Origin of the sequence: Mesorhizobium sp. M0060, assembly GCF_040323155.1 — a bacterium.
Classification (GTDB): domain Bacteria; phylum Pseudomonadota; class Alphaproteobacteria; order Rhizobiales; family Rhizobiaceae; genus Mesorhizobium.
The window spans coordinates 1-17,979 of the sequence record NZ_JAMYUP010000060.1 but is presented as its reverse complement, the minus strand read 5'-3'; the positions used below and the strand labels follow the sequence as shown (position 1 = coordinate 17,979).

Here is a 17,979-nt window from a genome sequence, read left to right as displayed (position 1 = left end):
AATCGATGGATGACAGTTCGAAGAACCCAATCATCGACGACCTGCAGATGGTAGGTCTGGCAATGGCAAGGATCGTCGGCGGCAGGCCCCAGGCGTTTTACGTTGCCGACATGCGTTCGTTCGCTCACGAGGGCGACAGTGTATCCCAGGTCGTGGTCAATGCCTTTGGCCTACGATCGATGTTGCTCGACGGCCAGAAGCGGCAGATCAAAGCCAAGGACAAAGATGGCAAGGAAACCACGTTCGCACCGTTTGTCCAGCCAACTCTGCTTCGCGTCCATGCGCGTCCAAGGGTGTATTTTGGTAGTCGGTCTCTTACACTGGGCAAGGCGGGGGCGCCCCTCAGACAGCAGGAAGATGCCAGCGATCTCCTCGTCACGCCGATCCAGGACTGGCCGGATCATCCTGATCAGTTCGCCTACGCGTTGCCATTCAGACTGGTCGAGGGGCGTTATGGCGTCGAGATTCAACTTACCGAGGACGCAAGCAACAAGCCGAACGAGTTAGGCACGTTCCTCGGCTTGAAGGACAAGTCGCTATTCAACGGGTTGGAAGTCGATCTTGTCGGCAGCAAACCCAGATACCTGCAGGCAGTTCTGACGCCCGAGGGCATAGAGTTCCAGGGCAGGATCAAGGATCCTACGCGTCCAGCCGATCAGGCTACTTTGACGATTGCCGCGGTGTTCCGCCTCGAATGCGATGTCATGCCAACCGGGGCGTCGGGTTACCTTCTGCGCCTCGTGCGCGCCGTCGATGCGGCGTCGCAGCCTGCTATCGATGCGGTTGAGGCGGGGATCGCCTCGGCGTTCGCCGGCCTCGGCCCGGCGGGCGCACCGGTCGCCGTGCGCTATGACAGGCGCCCACTGGCGCCGCCGCTGTTGTGGCGATTGAACGAAAGTGGCGGGAAGTTGAAGCTGGTTGCGGTCGCAGGTTCCACGAGCGGCGACTTCGAAATGGTCATCGATCGCAACGCTATCGATGTTCGCGTCAAGACCACTGGCCAGCTGCCAGATGCAGAGCAGGGCCTTGCGATGATTTTCGCGCAGAACGTCACTTGGCGGCGCGAGAGCGAAACGGCGTTCAATGTCAGCTTTGCCGCCGGATCGAAGATCTCGAAAGCGGAGCTTTGTGCCAAGTTCACGCGCAATGGCGAAGAGGTCACGCCCTGGGGCAGTGAGGTGGTCGACTTCAAAGGCGGCAAGGGCGCCAAGGCTGCGCTAAAACCGATCGCCGATCGGCTGCTGCCTCTCTATCGTGCAGCGCGGGCCATGGACGACAGGATCGATCACGCTCCCTATGTCTTCATTCCGGTCGCCGAGGGCGTGGTGCAGCTTGCACTACCCGATCTGACGCCGCCAACACCAATCCCCAGCGCGTTCGCCAAGCCTCCGCCTTTATCGGCGATGAGCGGCCGGGTCTATGTCCAACAGGGCGGCGAGACGATGCGGGGCCTCGTGCTGGACGACGCTGCAGGAATCGAGCTCGTCGTTGCATGGGAGTCGGCAAAACCTCGAACGGCCGAACTCAAAGCGGAGACGCCGAAGGGACAACTCGTCGGCTTCCTGTTCGCCTGCGAAAGCAGTCCGACCATACTCGAAGCGTTGCCCAATCTGCAAGGCGGGCCGGCAGCGACGCGCGACCTGCCGCTATGGTTTGGTTGGTCGCCACCCGAGCCGTATTTGCAGGGCGACGTTACATGGGACGCGAAAACCGGCAGGTTCACCGCAGACATGGCCGCGACGGTCACGCCGGCACCAGACAGCCAGGATCCAAAAGACCCCGATCCAAATGTCATCGCATGGTTGCCGCCCGCAGACAGCGCGTTCGTCACCAACCATCCGCTGACGCGTGGTCTTCCAGCCGCTGCGCAACCCTCGGTGTCGCGTGGCCTGGTGCCCCGGACGGTCAGCGGCGGCTTCACGCTCACTTACGCCGACGAAAAGCACTATCTGCCGGTTTTCTCAAGTGTTAGCCAAATGTGGTGGAAATTATACGCTGACACCACTCGGCCTTCGTTTCGTGACGACACACTGATCTCGACCACACTGGCCGGCGCCGAGTTCTTTCCCAACGCATTCGACAAGTTCGGGACGTTCAAACTGCAGGCGGCGCTCCGCTTCGATCTGCCCATCCTGGACGAGCTGTTTGCCTGGTCAGACCCGCCGAAAAAAGCTCAGGCGATGCCCGGATCGAACGTTGAACCGATCTCACTGCCGACGGCGCTGGAGCCTGCCAGGCTCAACAAGATTTGGGATGCCAATCGACGGCGCATGGCGCTGACCCGCACCCAGTCGGCCTTTGTCACGAAGTGGTTATCCGAAGGGACCAGGTACAAGGCGGAGAAGATTGTCGGTCTGGTTGAGACCTATTCATGGTCCGCTGACGTCGCCCTCTACGCCAAGGCCAGGGACGCCTATGGTGAGTTTTTCCTTGGCGGCCAAGCGTTCCGTCTCGACGCTGGGGTTCAGGGTCTCGGCGGTGACAAGACAATTGGTCCGACTACATTCGATGTCAAAGGGGATGAGCTCGTTGCCAAGGGCAACGAGCCGATCAAGATCGCTGGCTACGCAGCCAATCTCTACGAATATGACAGCATGCGCTGGGACTCCCGCGGTTTCGGCGTTGCAGCCGATGCTGCCGATGGCGTCCGCAAGGCAAGGTTGCGGACCTGGCAATCCGGTGCGATCAAGCCAAGGGACTTGTCGCTGCTGACGATGTCTGCGGCCGAGCCGCTGTTGTTTTCCGCAGATGCCGCCCCGTGGAAATTTGCGAAGGCGCTGAAATTCTTCGCCCGCGACCTGCCGCTCGACGGCTTGATTTTCGATGGAAAGAAGAACCCGGTGGAAGCAGCCATCGGAGCCGTAGGTCAGGCATTCGACCAAGACAGTTTTCCACAATCGCTGCATGAATGGCGTCTGTTCGAGGACGCCGAGCAAACGGGCGTCCGCCGCCACGATATACGCTGGGGTCCATTTGCCTTCCGCCCTTTGCGCTTGCTGCGGGCAACGTTCGACGGGACCCGCATCAAGTCGATCAATGTGGTCGGATCGATGCGACTCGACCGCGACTTCAAAGACCCGGGCGGGCCTTTCGGTCCCGACGACATCTATGAGCATGGGGACCTCCTGCAACTCGCGCTGACCCGTGGTACTTCAGATTGGCGCTACGCCTGGACCGGGATCCATATGACCCGCAATTCCGACGGCACTGTCGAACTTGCGGACGAGGATATCAAAGATAAAAAAAAGTTTGCGCCAAATGTCACCATCGAAACGCTGCTCTCCGACCCGGGCGACGACCCGCAGTCGTACCGCTTCAACAAGCCGGTCGCGGCCACAGCAACCATCGATATTGCGCAACCGGCTGGCAGTCTGAACGCGGCAATCGAACTGCGACTTTTCGGGTCGGATCTCAAGCTGATTGCGAAGGTTACGCCGACTGACAAAGGGTTCACCGCGACAGTGGAAGCGCCAAAGTCGGGAACGACCACGAAAACGCATGTCGTTTTCTGCCCTGCGCTCGTTTTCACGGTCGACAGTTCGAACAGCACACTGGTAATAAGCGGACCGATCTCAGTAAGGTCTGACAAGGCAGGAGGCGAGGCCCTTGCTGAGTTCCAGCCAGCTTCGTTTGCCTGGCTTGACCTGCAATCGGCAAATGTCGACGCGATCCAAATCGACCACGACAACGGCTTGATACATGGTCAAAAAGAACTCAGCCTGAGAGGGGGTTCGCCACTCTTCTCACTGCGGTCGCGAAACAAACTCGCTGTTGTCGCTGCTTTGGCCTTCGTATGCGGCGACGTGATGGTCAAAGATGGCAAACTCAATCCCGTTGAGATGCGGACAGCATGGATGGGCGTCGTCGCCAGCGACGACGACGGCAATCGGATCGACCACCGACTGATAGCCACTGCAAACGTTAGACAACACACGCTGGAACTCACATGGAGCCGAAACTCACAGAGCCCGATCCGCTGGCCGGTCGGACAGATGCAAACGGTGGACGGCAAGCCTCTGCCCGAAAAATGGCTCAGTCCCGCAGACGCCAATCAGGCCGCGGCTGAACGCAGTCGTATTATTCACATTCTGGACGACGCCGATCACCGGCTCGCCCACCACGTCACGGTGAAATTCAACCGTCACCGCATCCTGGCTGACACGCTCGCATGCTTTCTGACGAAGGTCCTCGATGTGGAAGTCAGGGTGACGACCATGAGGGAACCGGTCAGGTTGATTTGTATAGTGGATCACCGGTTGCAAGCGGGCGACATGGCGCTAGCGCATTGGACGACGCTCGATCATACCGCAATCACGACCCCCAAGCTCATGGCCATGGAGGCTATGAATTATAGCTTCGCGCCACGCAGCCTCGATCACGCCTATCGGACGGAGACAATAAAGAACGGGCATGCCGGCATCATTCAACTGATCTTTGGTGCGGCCGGTTTTCATGACAGGCTTTTGGCCGACAAGCTCTGGATCAAGTCAGACGTGCCGATCCTGCTTGGCGGAGCATCCACACTTTTTGCGGTCCCACGCAACGGAGGGTGGCAAGGTATGCCCCCCGGTGATTTCGCCGCCGTTATTCCGTGGCTGATAATGGATGGCGTTGATCCTATCAACATAGCGTCCGGTGTCTGGAGAGTCGCTGCGCCTGATCTGTGGCCTGCCACCCCGATGCCAAGCTCAGGCACGGTCGGAACTGCCGTGATCGGCCGCGGCTTCTCGGAGCCTGAGATCGTCGACCAGTTTGGCCAAGGCCGTTTTGTACGCCTGGCTCGCGACGCTGCTGAGATTGAGTTGACGATTCCGGTCGAGCAAGCTTTCTTCGAGAAGTGGCTGCCCGATAAGGGGAAGGCGGCGCCGATGGACAAGGCGGACTACAAGGCTGCCCCCTTCTTCCTCCGGGCAATGATGGCGATCGAGGCACGCCTGAAAATAGACGCGCTGGCCCGAACGAATTCGCCAGCGGAGGATTTCGAATGGATTGCCGAGACTATTCTGGCCGCCCGCCTCACCGAGGCCAATGACAAGGCGCCTGCGGTCGCCGCTTTGCGCTGTCGTGTCAGTGTGCGCGAGATGCCGGAAGAAGTTGCCATTGTCCTTTCGACATCTGAGATGTCGGAGCAGCCGATGCGAACTGCGAGCATCACCGCGCTGTCCGCATCCAGGATCACAACCCAATCCGCCTATCGACGCGTCTTGCCGACGTCCGAGATCGCACCCGGCGAGGCGATCGAGGCTGCTATCGATCTTGATCGCAAAGCAATTGTAGCAATTGTCGAAATCGACGATGGACTGAGCAGTCCTGACGTAAAACCGCACCCGGTCCCGGCTGGTCTGGATGCGAGCGCGATGCCCGGCAAAGCCCTCACCAGGGCGGGGACCGACCTATCGCCGTCCGCCGCCTTGGGATGGCCCTCGGATACGGCGACCACCCACCTTTCCATGCTTACGCCAGCCCTGGGAGACGAGATGCCATTGCTCGGTCACGACAGTGGCTTCGCAGCTCGGTTCCAGCTGTTTGGCTGGCCGGCCTATGCACCTGCGGTGACAAGCAAGGGAGAAAAATCCACAAGCGCTTCGGCAGACCTGCCGCCGCCGGAGGCGCTGTATCTCAGCTTCGCCAATCATATCAGCTATGACCGCAGCACCGCGAAGTATCTTCCTGACGGAACCAAGGCCGATGCGATCCTGCCGATCACTTTCGATGGTCCGACGGCACGGCACCTTTTGCCGGCTGTGACCCGACGGCGCGCGCCCACGTTTCCATCGTTGGCCGTCGCCTTGGACCAGCCGTTGTCGTCCAAGTCACCAAGTGACCGTGGAAAGGCAAAGAAGGAGGTTGAAGCACTACGAAGTGCGCCGACCCTGCCACCGGCCGTCGAACGCGCCACGATCGGCCGAAGACCGGGTGTATTGGAGGCGGTTGTCGCGTCGCTGACGGTTCCGGGCGACAGTTTGCCTTTCGATCCCGATAATCCTCGTTTCGGTCGTCCGGCCAATTCGGGGCCAGTTGCTGCTCACCAGTTGCGCAACCCGCGTTCGCCGGCATTGCCTATCGACGAACTCACGCCCGACGAATTGAAAAAGGGTCACGCAGGGATCGAGCAGTTGACGATCAGCTATCGTCGTCGAACCTACGTATCGCTGACCGACCTGGACCCCGGCACCGGCCGTCAGCCGCCGTTCAATGCCTTCGACGGCGCCGCAGACGTGGTCCGATACGAAACAGGCAAGCCTCAGCTACCCAAACGGCATGACAAGGTGATTTTTGACCTTGTCGGGCATAAGGCAAGGAACGGAAAGGTCAAGAATCAGGAAGCCTACCTGGGCCCTGACTGGGACGGCAAACTTGACGTCAAATTGACCGCGGCCGTCTTCAATCCAGACGGTGGCCAGGAACCGCATGTCAGGGCAACGGGCAAGCTGCAGATTGACGCTTTAAACCTCGAAATAAGCTTTACTGACGACAAGAAAACGTCTGCGAATTTTCTCGAATTCGATCTTTCCGCTGTTCCGCTCCTCCATCTCGAAGTGGCCAGACTTGCCGACGCACGCGACGCCTTGTCAGCCGCGACTGCAGACTCGAAAATCCGCCTGTTGCTTGAACTTGAAAGGCTTGGCCAAGACAAAAAAAGAGACCTGCCACTTGGCCCGCGCGCGCAAGTATTTTTGCCGCTCATGCTCGATCCCGGCATGCGACGCGTGGTTCCTGTCAAAACAACGACCGTCGTGTTTGCCGACCCGTCATACGACCGGCAGTTGGCCAGTCAGACCATGAGCGCATCCCACCGACCGCAGGAGTTGGCGGGGCCGTTTCTTGTCTCCGCGGACCGGCGCGAATATGACCTCGAACAAACGCTCTACCTTGCGGGTGGAGTTATCGACACCGCGCTTGGAACGTTCGCCGAACAGCAAGATATTCCCGAATTCAAGGTGGAATTGTTCCGGCTGCCTCCGCAAGGCGACAGCGTACCGCAGGCACCGCCACAACAGTTGGTAACGGCAACCGGATCGCAGGCAAGTGGAAGCTACACTGTCGCCGCCGCCTCGGTCGTCGAGCTGCCCCTGAAGCAAATGGTCCTTAAGCCGAACGACAACGGCGTAATCCCGCCCAGTCCACTCTGCGCGCTGCAGCCGGGTGATCGCTTGCAAATCGCCATAACACCAGCATCAAACAAGGTCCTCGACCAAAAACTGTTCGAGAGTTTTGCACTGATCGTCGACATCGTCGCCGACCCGGTCATCGCGCCGCCGCCAGCGGTGTATTCCGTGATCGAGACAACTGCCGACATTTCACTGGCCCGAGTCAGGCTACACGCGGCAGGACCGTTGCCGCAAAAGATTGAGTTTCCCGATTTGCTTGCAGACCTGGCTCTCGAGCATGTACGGCGCAGGGCGCTGTTTGTCTGGCGCTATGCAAAGGCGGGCAAAAGCGATGACGGCGCTGGGTGGAAGATCGAACTGATCAAGTTCGATCGCTCGGGTGGTGCCCAATTGCCGAGAGTATAGAGTCGGTTTCAAATACAAATTTACCGCCAGCAGTCCTGGGCATGAACATCGCGGGAGATAGGAACTGTTAGCGTAGCTTGGCATGGACATAACCCGGTGATCGACACTCCACTTCCATCTTTCTTTTCGAACGCATGTCGGCACTGCGCTGTGCCCCCTGTATCTGACCTGACTCAGGAGATCGTCGTCTCGGTTTTGGCTGCCCGCTCCCGAAATCGTTTGTTTTATGGTCCAATCGAGGAATCGTTAGAGAAATGAGGCGTCGACAAGAGCCCGCAGCCTTGAAGACCGTCAGAGAGCGATGGTCATCAATGCCTGGCTGGGCGCGGTGGATTATCGGCGCTGCGGCCAGCGCCGTTGTAGGGTCGATCGCAACCGGCTTGGGAGCCGCGATCCTCGAGCCCAAGCCATGCTTCCTGAATCAAGCCCAGGCGATCTACATTGACGACTACCAAGGATCCAAAGTCTTCAGCATTGCGACCTACACGAGAAGCTACGGGGCGACGCCAGTTGAGGATGCATCGGTGCGATACGTTTATACCGTTGCGGTTGCTCCTGAAGTGCAAGACCAGTTTGGGAGCGTAATTGCCGAGCATCCTCCGGATAGTTCTTCTTCACGTTGTAAGACTCGCGAAGATTGGAATGGCAGAGATACGCTTACAGTCGAGTTCGTAGGCTGCAACTTCGAAGCCGGCGAAGCGATGGATACATTTACTGGACCCTACATTCAGAAGGCACAACGGATCCAGTCGACCGTCACCGCGGGTGATCGCCGTTGGATTGAAACGGTGTGGTTATCCGACGACGATTATGCATGGGCGCCCCGTGATCAAAGCTTGCGATCTCAAAACGAATTTCGCGGCACGACTTGGGGCCGTCTGTTTTGGTTAAAGTGGCTCCTCGCATCCAGAGTCTGCCTGACTAGGCTCTAGAGCTAGACACCGAGGAGGGACCGCCGTCTACTTGTCCCCTGGCTGGGTGTCGTAGGCTTGTCGTTTGCTTGCTGCGAATTTGTCATTTCTGCGCATACGGCTCTGGCAGCGCCATACCGTGGAGGCTCGAGAATATCGATTACGTCTGATTTGCCAAATGCAGGCTTGAGGGAACTCGCGACGGAGCTGAAAAAGGGCTTGAGCTTTCCGGCGCATTCGAGCTGTCGGCTAGCGAACTCTGCACCGGGCGAGCTTGTTCGACTGCATCGGCACCGGCAGTTTCGATCAGGACTCCCATCGTCCGTTGTCACTCGGTGTGTCTAAGGTAGCCATTAAACGCGCGTCCTCCCTCGCTGCTAGGCTGCTGCTCGCTCCGCCTCGAAGCGTCCCGTTGCTTCATCAATCTTGGTAACCCGCATCTCGGGTCCAATCCTGCGTGCGATGATGCTGCTGTGTAGAGTGTCGCTGGGTGTAACGATTATCGAACGAAATAGACCCCCGCGTTTCGACAACGCGTGCTGAAGATGCTCGGTGCGACGACGGTTCTCTGGGCGATCCATCCAACCCGTGCCAGAAAGTCCGAATGTGCTGTAGCGGCTCTGTTCGACATCGAGAAATCGGTCGGTCCACAGGGTGACGACCACAGCGTTTCCGTCGTCCGTAATGGCTGACCAGGTGCGCCGGGGATTGCGGACCGTCGCCCCTTGTCGAGCGTAGGCCTCCGTCAGCGTACGGCATTCAGAATCCGTAATTTTCTTCATAGTTCCCCCTGTATCGGCACCCGACCAGCCATTCTATTCCCTGGCTCACCGGACCCTAGTGCCGAACTTTCGATTGTACATTGTCGATGTCGCAGTAGGTCGTGTTTGCAGAGAGCAACAGGATTGTAGGATAGCATTTCTTAGCTTTGATGCCTAACGCGCCACCGCTCCATCTTTGGACTAGTCTCCCGGTCAGCGGAACGGCGTTCCCACTCACTCGGCCAAATTCTTCTCGACTATGCAAGCTTTGCACCCCACCTCCAGATCTCGCGCACCTAAATCGAACGCAATGGGGTAGGGGAGAGGCGTAAGGTACTCGATCGATATTGGCCCCGCTGATTTGAGCACTGTTTGTATCTTCCATGACCTGTCGTCCGCGACAACAACTTGCAGTTTACAAATGAGCGTTTGCCGATACGATCAGCGAGGGCTTGGGAGGAGACATTGAAAACAATCCGCGAGGCGACTGTCGGAAAGGCCACGCTTCGCCTTGTCCAGACGCAAAAGGGATACAGTGGAGTCGTCCTTCTTGATGGCAAGCGCAAGGCGCTAGAGGAAGGCGCCGACGCGGAAGACGTCTGGCGTCGGGTTCACGACGCTGCAGCGCGTTCTAACCCGCACTTCTTCGGTTACGACGGAGCGCGGGCTCGCTTCCTGCACTTTTTCCCGCAAGGATTCGAGGGGGCCGACTACAGTGGGCATGAGCGTGCATATAAACTGAAAGCTAAGGCCAAACTCGACGAAGCCGCCCCTCTCGCAGATGCCGCCAATGGAGGCAGTTTCGGAGAAGGGATCCTTTCCGCCTACCGCGCCACCAACCTCCTGTCGCCGTTCGAGAAGACACGACTTCAGCCGTTGCTGAGGGGGGCCGAGGCCAACGACTTCATCCAAGCCGCGGCCGCCTTCACCAACGGTGACATCAGTCGTGGTCTCGGCGCCATGGCGTCGGTGCTGAAGCGACACGACAATGCGAAATGGACGGTCGTCACCTATCTGCCGTTCCTGTGGAAGCCGGAAGAACATGTCTTCCTCAAGCCGACCATGATAACCGCCTTTGCTGAACCCGTCGGCCATGCCTTCGCCCATACCTACAAGTCGGAACTCGATCCGGCGGTCTATGAGACCTTGCTCGACCTGGCGCGAACCACGAAGGAAAGGATCTCCGATCTCAGCCCCCGGGACATGATCGACGTCCAGAGCTTCACGTGGACGGCCGTCGAGTACACCGAGGACGACAAAGCCTACTACTAGTGACGGTCAGACCTTTGTGGGGGAATACACCTTGTTTAGAACGGGCCACGCCCATGGCGGAGGGCATAGTTGTTCATCCAGATGCGCTCCACCTTCGCGAGTTCCGTGCACTCCAACCATAAGGATGGCGCGCCTGTTCACGGTGGCGGCGACCTTCTCTGGTGTGTCAAGATGCTGCCCGAATCTCCGCCTGAGATTGCTGGCCAGTCCGACATAGAGGATGTCCTCCTCGAACGAGGCGAGCACATAATAGCCAGCCTTCTCTCACTCAAGAACCGCATGCGAGCGCGTCAGAACGGCTATTTCTTCGTTGAGCGCGGTGACAGATCGCCGACCTTCATACCTGGATCGTTTCTGCCATCGATGCGGTATTAAGTGCTTGCGTCATTTCCTGCGCCACCAGTCGCAGTGTGCCGGAATTGAGTCGACCGGCCTGGCTGCGCCCTAGATCGATTGCGTCAATCAATCCCGCGAGGAGGGCGGCTTGTAGTGTGAAAGACTAATTTCACACTGATAAGACGTTCTCGTCGGGCCCTAAGCCGGCGCACTTCTTGCACGAGGCGAACGGCCGCTTTGCGCCGCATGGCAGTCATTCCGACGGTCCCGTAGCGGACATCGCTAATGCAGGGGCCACAGGCCGCTTTGCGCCATTGAACGAACCCGCTCGCGCGGGAGGGCGCAGGTTCGAGGCCTGCTGGTTTATCGGCAGCGCCGGTGAGGTTGTAATCGACGAGGGGTGACGGACAGGCATCGGCCTCCGAGCATGAAGGGTCAACCTTCAGCTTGAGAGGAGCATCCGATGACCATCCCTTCGCATCCGTCCGGCAGCGCGCTTCGCGAGCGCATGATCGAAGACATGAACGTGCGTGGCTTCACCGAGGACACGCGCCGTGACTACATCCGCTGCGTGAAGAGATTTGCGGCGTTCATCGGCCGCTCGCCCGACGCGGCGACGGCTGAGGATCTCCGCCGTTTCCAAGTGCACCAGACCGAGAGCGGCATGCGGCCGCCGGGCATCAACAGCTCGGTTTCGGCGCTGCGCTTCTTCTTCACCGTCACGCTCGACCGACCCGATCTCTCTCGTCGTCTCGCGATAGTCCACCAGCCGCGCAAGCTGCCGCTGGTGCTGAGCGCTGAGGAGGTAGCGCGGCTGCTCGAAGCGGCGCCGGGGCCGAAGTACAAGGCCGCGCTTGGCACGGCCTACGGCGCCGGGCTGCGGGTCTCCGAGGTGGTGGCGCTCAAGGTGACCGACATCGACTCGGCGCGCATGTTGATCCGCGTCGAACAAGGCAAGGGCCGCAAGGATCGCCACGCCATGCTGTCGCCGCATCTGCTCGAACTGCTGCGCGCCTGGTGGCGGGAGGGCAAGCGCCGCGGCGTGATGTTGCCGCGGGGCTGGCTGTTCCCAGGACAAATCCGGTCACACCGCTCTCCAGCCGCCAGCTGAACCGCGCTGTTCATGCCGCTGCGGAGGCGGCCGAGATCAGGAAGCGGGTGACGCCGCACACGTTGCGCCACAGCTTCGCCACCCATCTCCTGGAGCAGGACATCGATATCCGCGTCATCCAGGTCCTGCTCGGGCACGCCAAGCTCGACACCACCGCGCTCTATGCCCGCGTCGCCACCAACACGATCCGCACCGTGATGAGCCCGCTCGACCGGATCAAGCTGCTGACGCAGGATGAGACGCGACCGGACAGATGATGCCGCGGCGGTGAGCCGCCCGTCACTGGAGGTCGCCGACATCTTCCATCGCCATGGCGCCACCTGGCGCGCGGCGCATGCCGGTCATCTCAGCCTCGGCCAGATGAAGGTGATGGCGGCGATCGAGAGCTGCCGTACCGCTGCCCTCGGCGGCCATGTCGAGGCTTGCGAGGACTGCGGCCACAGCCGCATCGCCTATAACAGCTGCCGCAACCGGCACTGCCCCAAATGCCAGAGCGCGGCGGCACGGGACTGGCTCGCCGCGCGCCAGGCCGATCTCTTGCCGGTCGGCTACTTCCACGTCGTGTTCACGCTGCCGGCCGAGATTGCCGACATCGCCTACTACAACAAGGCCGTGATCTACGACCTTTTGTTCCGCGCCGCCTCCGAGGCGCTGCTCACGATCGCGGCCGATCCAAAGCACCTCGGCGCGCGCATCGGCATCACCGCCGTGCTCCACAGCTGGGGCTCGGCGATGACCCATCACCCGCATGTGCACATGATCGTGCCCGGTGGCGGCATATCGCTCGACGGCGAGCACTGGGTGCATTGCAGGCCGGGCTTCTTCCTGCCCGTGCGCGTGCTGTCGAGGTTGTTCCGACGGCTCTTCCTGGCGAAGCTCGCCGACGCCCATGCTGCTGGGCGCCTGCAGTTCTTCGGTGATCACGACGGTCTGAGTGAGCACAGCGCCTTTGCTGCCTTCCTGGCACCGCTTCGGAGGAAGAACTGGTTCGTTTATGCCAAGCCGCCCTTCGCCGGACCTGAGGCGGTGTTGGCCTACCTGTCGCGCTACACCCACCGCGTCGCGATCTCCAACAGCCGATTGATCGCCCTCGACGAAGCCGGCGTGACGTTCCGCTGCAAAGATTACCGCTGCAACGGGCGCGAGCGCTATCGGACCATGACGCTCGATCCGGGCGAGTTCATCCGCCGCTTCCTGCTCCACGTGCTGCCCAAGGGCTTCCACCGCATCCGTCACTACGGGCTGCTCGCCAGCGCCGGCCGCACGGCCAACATCGTGCACGTCCGCGAACTTCTCGCCGCGCCGCAGCCCAAGGCCGAATGCAACGGAACGGGCGCCGATGCCGCTGCGCCGTCGGACTGGCGGCCGCCATGTCCATGCTGCGGAGGCAGGATGATCATCATCGAGACCTTCGAACGCGGCGGCCGCGCCCGCGCGCCGCCATGGACGACGGCGCTATGACCATAAACCGCTCTTCATCGCTCTGCACACCCGCCGAGGGCTCTGATCGTCGGCGGCCCGACGCGATCGTGCGTCTCCGGCTGATCGCATGTCCCGCACCATCTGCAGCGCCGAAACCGCCCGCTCCTCAAGGGCCGCATCGCACTGCGCACCGCCATCCCCAGTCCTCCGACGTACCCCTTCCCATCCGCCAGACGCATCAATCCGGCCACAGCCGACCAAGCGGAACGGTCAAATCCCCATAGCGCCGAAACCGCGCCCTCCATCCCGCGGGTTCTTTCCCTGGAGGCTTCCGGACGCCGGCCCCGGCGCCAAGCACCACGTGGATGGCCGGCATCCGCAACCCTTCACATTTCATGACGTTCGCGGCTGCGCAGTGAAGGCCATGACTCAACTCAATACGCGACATTGCGCTCACTGTCGTTGCGCCTGAAGAAGAGGCTCAGTGTCACGTGGGACGCGAGGGTCTCCTCGACCATCGCTACCTTCTCGGCTGGCGTTCAGCGACGACGGCGCCCACGGCCCCTCCAAGATCTCTATCTTCGGAATGCCGCCAGTCATAGATAGGACAATACTCATATCTCCTGTCATGATGGAGATCGTCTGGACCATTCAGGAGCTTTTTCCACGTTGAAACAAACGTGTTTCTATGCAAATCCTAATCGCGGCATTGATTGAACAAAGGCAAGGGGAGCGCACATGTATGCCGCGATTAGGAGCTTAGGGCCGCAGAAATTCGCCTATGCAGAATTTCTACCCTTCATAGTTGCGCTTGTTCTAGCGGAGCTTTTTTACAAATTTGGAAGCTTTACGCTCGAAGTGATCGCCTTCGTTCCAACTTGGTGGATCTTGGGTTTTGCTTTTGCCCGCCTCTACGCGGCTCTAGGCATAAGCACTCAATAGCCCCTTTTCACACTCTTGCGGGGTCAGGCTCGATGAAAGGTAACTATTGGTCACGGGCTCGTGCGCCGCGCTCGTACCTAGAGAAACTTTATCGGCGATCGAGCTGGTTTTCACTTCGGTTCGGCGTCAAGACAGACTTTAGCCTGCTCGGGAAGTTGCGACATGCTAAACAAAACTTCCGCGCACTCACCCTAAGAAACTCGCTCCGGGCAACGTCTGAGACATGGAAGTCGATCGGCCCTGCGAATGTCTCCGGCCGCGTGGGCGTCTTAGCCCTCACTCCACAGTCACTCAACACAATCTATGCAGGAGCAACAGGGGGTGGCGTCTGGGCTTCGCTCGATGCCGGCGCGTCCTGGCAACCAAGGATGTGGCTCGAGGAGTCTCTCGCGATCGGTGGGCTGGCTGTTGCTGAATCCGATCCGAACGTCATTTACGCGGGCACAGGAGAATGGACTGCTGGCATTGGCGTGGGTACCGATCCTGTCGCCGTGGGTGTTGGAGTCTACCGCTCGGTTGACAGTGGCCAAACTTGGACCCTTTGTAGTCCGATATCGAGTATCTACGTGTCAGCAGTTGTCATTTCACCGCTGGATCCTAACCGTGTCTATGTGTCGGGAGATCAGGGTGTCCATCGTTCGGTTGATGGCGGTCAAAGCTGGACGGCTATGAATGGGAAAGACGTCGTCCTTTCTGGTCAAATCGCCGACCTGATTATAGATGAGCTTGAGCCTGACACGCTCTACGCTGGCGTAGACCGGCAAGGATTCTATAAAAGCGCGGACGGCGGCGATACTTGGCTGCTTATGTCGGTCGGCCTTCCAGTCGCGTTTCAAGTGGAAGGACCGAAAATTTGCGTTGGGAAAAATGGGAAACATTTCAATAGCTTCGTTCTAGCGAAGTCCGGAGATCTTGTTTTCAAAAGCACCGATCGAGGCCGGTCGTTCACTCTTGTCGGCGATCTGAAAGACAGCATCTCCTTTTATAGTTGGTGCAACGTCGTCAGTATTCATCCAGAAAACGAAAATGTGATCCTAGCTGGTTCGAACAATCTTCATCGAAGCTCAGATGGGGGAAAGACGTGGACGCGTGTCGCCGGCTATGGAACGCCGACACATCCTGACCAGCAATGTGTTGTTTGGTCGAACGAAAAAGGCGTTTGCTACCTCTCGAACGATGGAGGCGTTTGGAAATCGCTCGACGATGGGCTGACGTGGGCTTTCGCCAGCGCCGGACTTGTCGGCGGTCACTTCTACGTTATCAGCGTCTCTCAGACATCGCCTCAGCTGATTGGCGGCGCGGTTCAGGATGACGACGGCTTTATTTCGACCGGGCCGTCGAAAGATTGGGCAAGGCTCGATCGCGGCGAAGGCGGCTTTTTAGAGTTCGACCCGATGAATTCTCAGACCGTTTATCACGACACATGGTTCTACGGGTTGGCACGAAGCGACAATGGTGGCGCGTCCTGGAAAGAGTTGGACATCGAAACCGATCTCGGGCTTGCCGAACCGCTTGCAATAAAACTCACCGATTCCAGTGTTATTTTAGCAGCCGATTCCTTCGGTGACATCCTGCGATCGAGCGATCGTGGCAAGACGTGGTCGAAAATCTCCAAGCCGGATGTGCCGATGTATTGCGCGGCGTTCTCACGCGCCGACACCTCATTGGTCGTCGTCGCCGGGAGCGAATCGAAGCTCTTTTCCTCGCACGACTCCGGCTTATCGTGGGCGCAGATTGCCTCGACGGCTTTGCCGATTGGCGCGATCAAGCACATTCAGCTCGACCCGACGAACAGCTCTGCCGCATATGTCGCGGTAACGGAGTCGAGCAGTCAAAGCGTCTTTCGTTGCACCAATCTTTTCGGCACTCCGGTTTGGAGCAGACTGCAGAACGGGCTGCCAGACCTTCCTCTCGCCGGCCTTGCGATGTCGACAGAAGGTCGATTGTTCGCGGCGTGTCTCATCGGCGTCTATGAGTGGGACAGCGCACAGCAGAGTTGGGTGTTTGCTGGTGACGGATTGCCCTCGGTGGTTCTCTCCGACCTCGACTATTCTGCGGCGACGAGCCGCTTGTTCGTCGGAACGTTAGGAATGGGCGTGTTTGAAAAGCCCCTTAACACGCCTGCTCGGACGACGACGAAAAGACAGGTGGAGCGTTAACACTGCGCTTGAGGGATCACCAACCGACGATTCCTGTGTCGCTGTAGTTGTCGAGATATTGATATGGGATCGTGCCGTATCCACCTTGGCCCCAAGGCTGCCCCCAGCTATTTTTGAAGAGGAAACGGCCGGTTCCATTGTCCCAGCCGCAAATTGCGATGCAGTGCCAACCATCAACATTGGGGATCGCGTTCGCTTGGAAAAATGATGTCGCGGCGCTCGGCGGAGGCATCTGAATTTCGCCAGACCAAGGCCATGCTGACCATACGACGGGAACGCTAACGGCAACTACCTTACGCCTTGCAAAAAGGTTTCTCTGTATCGCAAGAGTGATCGGCAGACCTGGTGTTGCCGACACTTTGGACGAATCTTGCAGTGCCGGAAGCATCGCTGCTCTTGGGCGGTTATAGACATAGCCAAAGTCGGTAAAACGGTATCGGATAGCGGCGGCCACATTGGGCGGATTCGCCCAGCAAACCTGGGTGTCATCGTATTGCCAAAACGCTTCGTCTACAGCGCCCGGGTTCTTGCAGGTACTGAATGAGTGAACCATTGCCAAACCTTCTTGGCAGTCACCATAAGTTCTTTCGGCCTCGTGTTGCGTCTGCCCCTCAGACAGATCACGCTGGTGTATATGCTCCAAGCAAGCGAGCACACAGAATGAGGTGCAGGAGCCTTGCGAACCTTGGTCCTCCACAGCCGTCATTTCGTTTTGGATAGTAAAGTTTTGAGGAAGAGGTGGGAGTGAAAGCAAGTCTGGGACTTTAGCTTCAGAAACACCCAGCTTGTCGAACTCAGCCTGTGGCGACTCCGGAAGAATAAGATTCCGACTTTTGAAATGTTCAAATTTACTCATTTCTCCTCCTATGTTTATAGTTTAGGTACACAAATTGTGAGCGCTGAATAACATTCACGAATGTGCGCCAAAGCACGCAACTTCCTCAACGCGAGGCAATCTGGCGCTGCCCTCGCATCTATTCACAACAGCGTGATTTTTCGGTTCGGCCGTGTTATTTGGATGTCCCCCTGTATGCTTATCGACGTACAATCGCTCAAACATTTACAATTAGCAAGATGCTCAAGATGCTATTGTGATCTTTCCGCGTGGCACGCGAACCCGGCCCTCTAACCATTGACAAAAAACAACGGCTTCTTTGACCCGTGAAGTGCAGGCAGGATCGTGGCTCGAAACAATGTGCCTGGCCGTGCTGACCTTTAGGGCAGACTCCGAAGAAATAACCCGCAATCCGTTGATCACAACATGTTAGCCAGCGATATTGCATAACCGTGAAAACCCGAGCGACTCTTTGAACGTCTGCTGCCAGTCGAGATTGCCATTCGCTTCGAATCTCTGGAGGTCTTGATTGGGTCAAGTCACGACGTAGGTCGTTGGAGGCTGAAGGTTCGCTATCGTTCTTTCCTGACCAAAAGCGGACCTACTGCTGTCGTGAAGAGTTTCGGGCGCCGGCAGGCGTACGAAAGTCCCCGAGGAAGGAACCCGCGGGCCACAGGCGATGGTTATGGGGATTTCGATTTGCGGCTGGTGTC

General features: G+C 58.8%; 9 protein-coding genes and 1 pseudogene. 7 read left to right on the top strand and 3 right to left on the bottom strand.

The genetic code is table 11. The annotated features are described in order from the left end of the window. Positions 1–5 precede the first annotated feature (5 nt). Together NKJ94_RS31145 and NKJ94_RS31140 are read left to right on the top strand one after the other, a co-directional pair. Positions 6–7,517: a hypothetical protein gene (locus tag NKJ94_RS31145; RefSeq protein WP_352530820.1), complete on the top strand. Its 7,512-nt coding sequence runs from the start codon at positions 6–8 to the stop codon at positions 7,515–7,517. A 281-nt stretch (positions 7,518–7,798) separates the two neighbouring features. Next, positions 7,799–8,449: a hypothetical protein gene (locus NKJ94_RS31140; protein WP_352530818.1), complete on the top strand. Its 651-nt coding sequence runs from the start codon at positions 7,799–7,801 to the stop codon at positions 8,447–8,449. Between the two features lie 356 nt (positions 8,450–8,805). Here NKJ94_RS31140 and NKJ94_RS31135 read toward each other — a convergent pair whose 3' ends face one another. Further along, on the bottom strand, positions 8,806–9,210 hold the full coding sequence (locus NKJ94_RS31135) for a hypothetical protein (RefSeq protein ID WP_352530816.1): 405 nt from the start codon (positions 9,208–9,210) through the stop codon (positions 8,806–8,808). 444 nt (positions 9,211–9,654) lie between these two features. Between NKJ94_RS31135 and NKJ94_RS31130 the strand changes: the two genes are divergently transcribed. After that, positions 9,655–10,461 (top strand): hypothetical protein, encoded by an 807-nt coding sequence (locus NKJ94_RS31130; protein WP_352530814.1) that lies wholly within the window; start codon positions 9,655–9,657, stop codon positions 10,459–10,461. A gap of 6 nt (positions 10,462–10,467) precedes the next feature. Here NKJ94_RS31130 and NKJ94_RS31125 read toward each other — a convergent pair whose 3' ends face one another. After that, positions 10,468–10,707, bottom strand: a complete 240-nt coding sequence (locus tag NKJ94_RS31125) for a GIY-YIG nuclease family protein (protein WP_352530812.1) — start codon at positions 10,705–10,707, stop codon at positions 10,468–10,470. 553 nt (positions 10,708–11,260) lie between these two features. On the opposite strand from NKJ94_RS31125, the pseudogene NKJ94_RS31120 reads away from it, so the two are divergent. The 4 genes and pseudogenes from NKJ94_RS31120 (at position 11,261) to NKJ94_RS31105 (ending at position 16,431) form a co-directional block, all read left to right on the top strand. Continuing rightward, positions 11,261–12,165: pseudogene (locus NKJ94_RS31120) on the top strand (tyrosine-type recombinase/integrase). A gap of 10 nt (positions 12,166–12,175) precedes the next feature. Continuing rightward, positions 12,176–13,369, top strand: a complete 1,194-nt coding sequence (locus tag NKJ94_RS31115) for an IS91 family transposase (protein WP_352530810.1) — start codon at positions 12,176–12,178, stop codon at positions 13,367–13,369. A 699-nt stretch (positions 13,370–14,068) separates the two neighbouring features. Continuing rightward, a complete protein-coding gene (locus NKJ94_RS31110) occupies positions 14,069–14,272 on the top strand; it encodes a hypothetical protein (protein ID WP_352530808.1) in 204 nt (67 codons plus the stop codon). Positions 14,273–14,640: 368 nt separating this feature from the next. Further along, the gene (locus NKJ94_RS31105; protein WP_352530806.1) at positions 14,641–16,431 is read left to right on the top strand and encodes a hypothetical protein; all 1,791 of its coding nucleotides are present in this window, start codon (positions 14,641–14,643) and stop codon (positions 16,429–16,431) included. Positions 16,432–16,447: 16 nt separating this feature from the next. Here the strand turns inward: NKJ94_RS31105 and NKJ94_RS31100 are convergent, their stop codons facing one another. Beyond that, on the bottom strand, positions 16,448–17,287 hold the full coding sequence (locus tag NKJ94_RS31100; protein WP_352530804.1) for a C1 family peptidase: 840 nt from the start codon (positions 17,285–17,287) through the stop codon (positions 16,448–16,450). Positions 17,288–17,979 lie beyond the last annotated feature (692 nt).

What these genes read in the sequence shown, in the direction of transcription:
- NKJ94_RS31145 (WP_352530820.1), top strand. Translation starts at nt 6, where the DNA reads ATGGATGACAGTTCGAAGAACCCAATCATCGACGACCTGCAGATGGTA.
- NKJ94_RS31135 (WP_352530816.1), bottom strand. Translation starts at nt 9,210, where the DNA reads ATGAAGAAAATTACGGATTCTGAATGCCGTACGCTGACGGAGGCCTAC.
- NKJ94_RS31110 (WP_352530808.1), top strand. Translation starts at nt 14,069, where the DNA reads ATGTATGCCGCGATTAGGAGCTTAGGGCCGCAGAAATTCGCCTATGCA.
- NKJ94_RS31105 (WP_352530806.1), top strand. Translation starts at nt 14,641, where the DNA reads ATGTGGCTCGAGGAGTCTCTCGCGATCGGTGGGCTGGCTGTTGCTGAA.
- NKJ94_RS31100 (WP_352530804.1), bottom strand. Translation starts at nt 17,287, where the DNA reads ATGAGTAAATTTGAACATTTCAAAAGTCGGAATCTTATTCTTCCGGAG.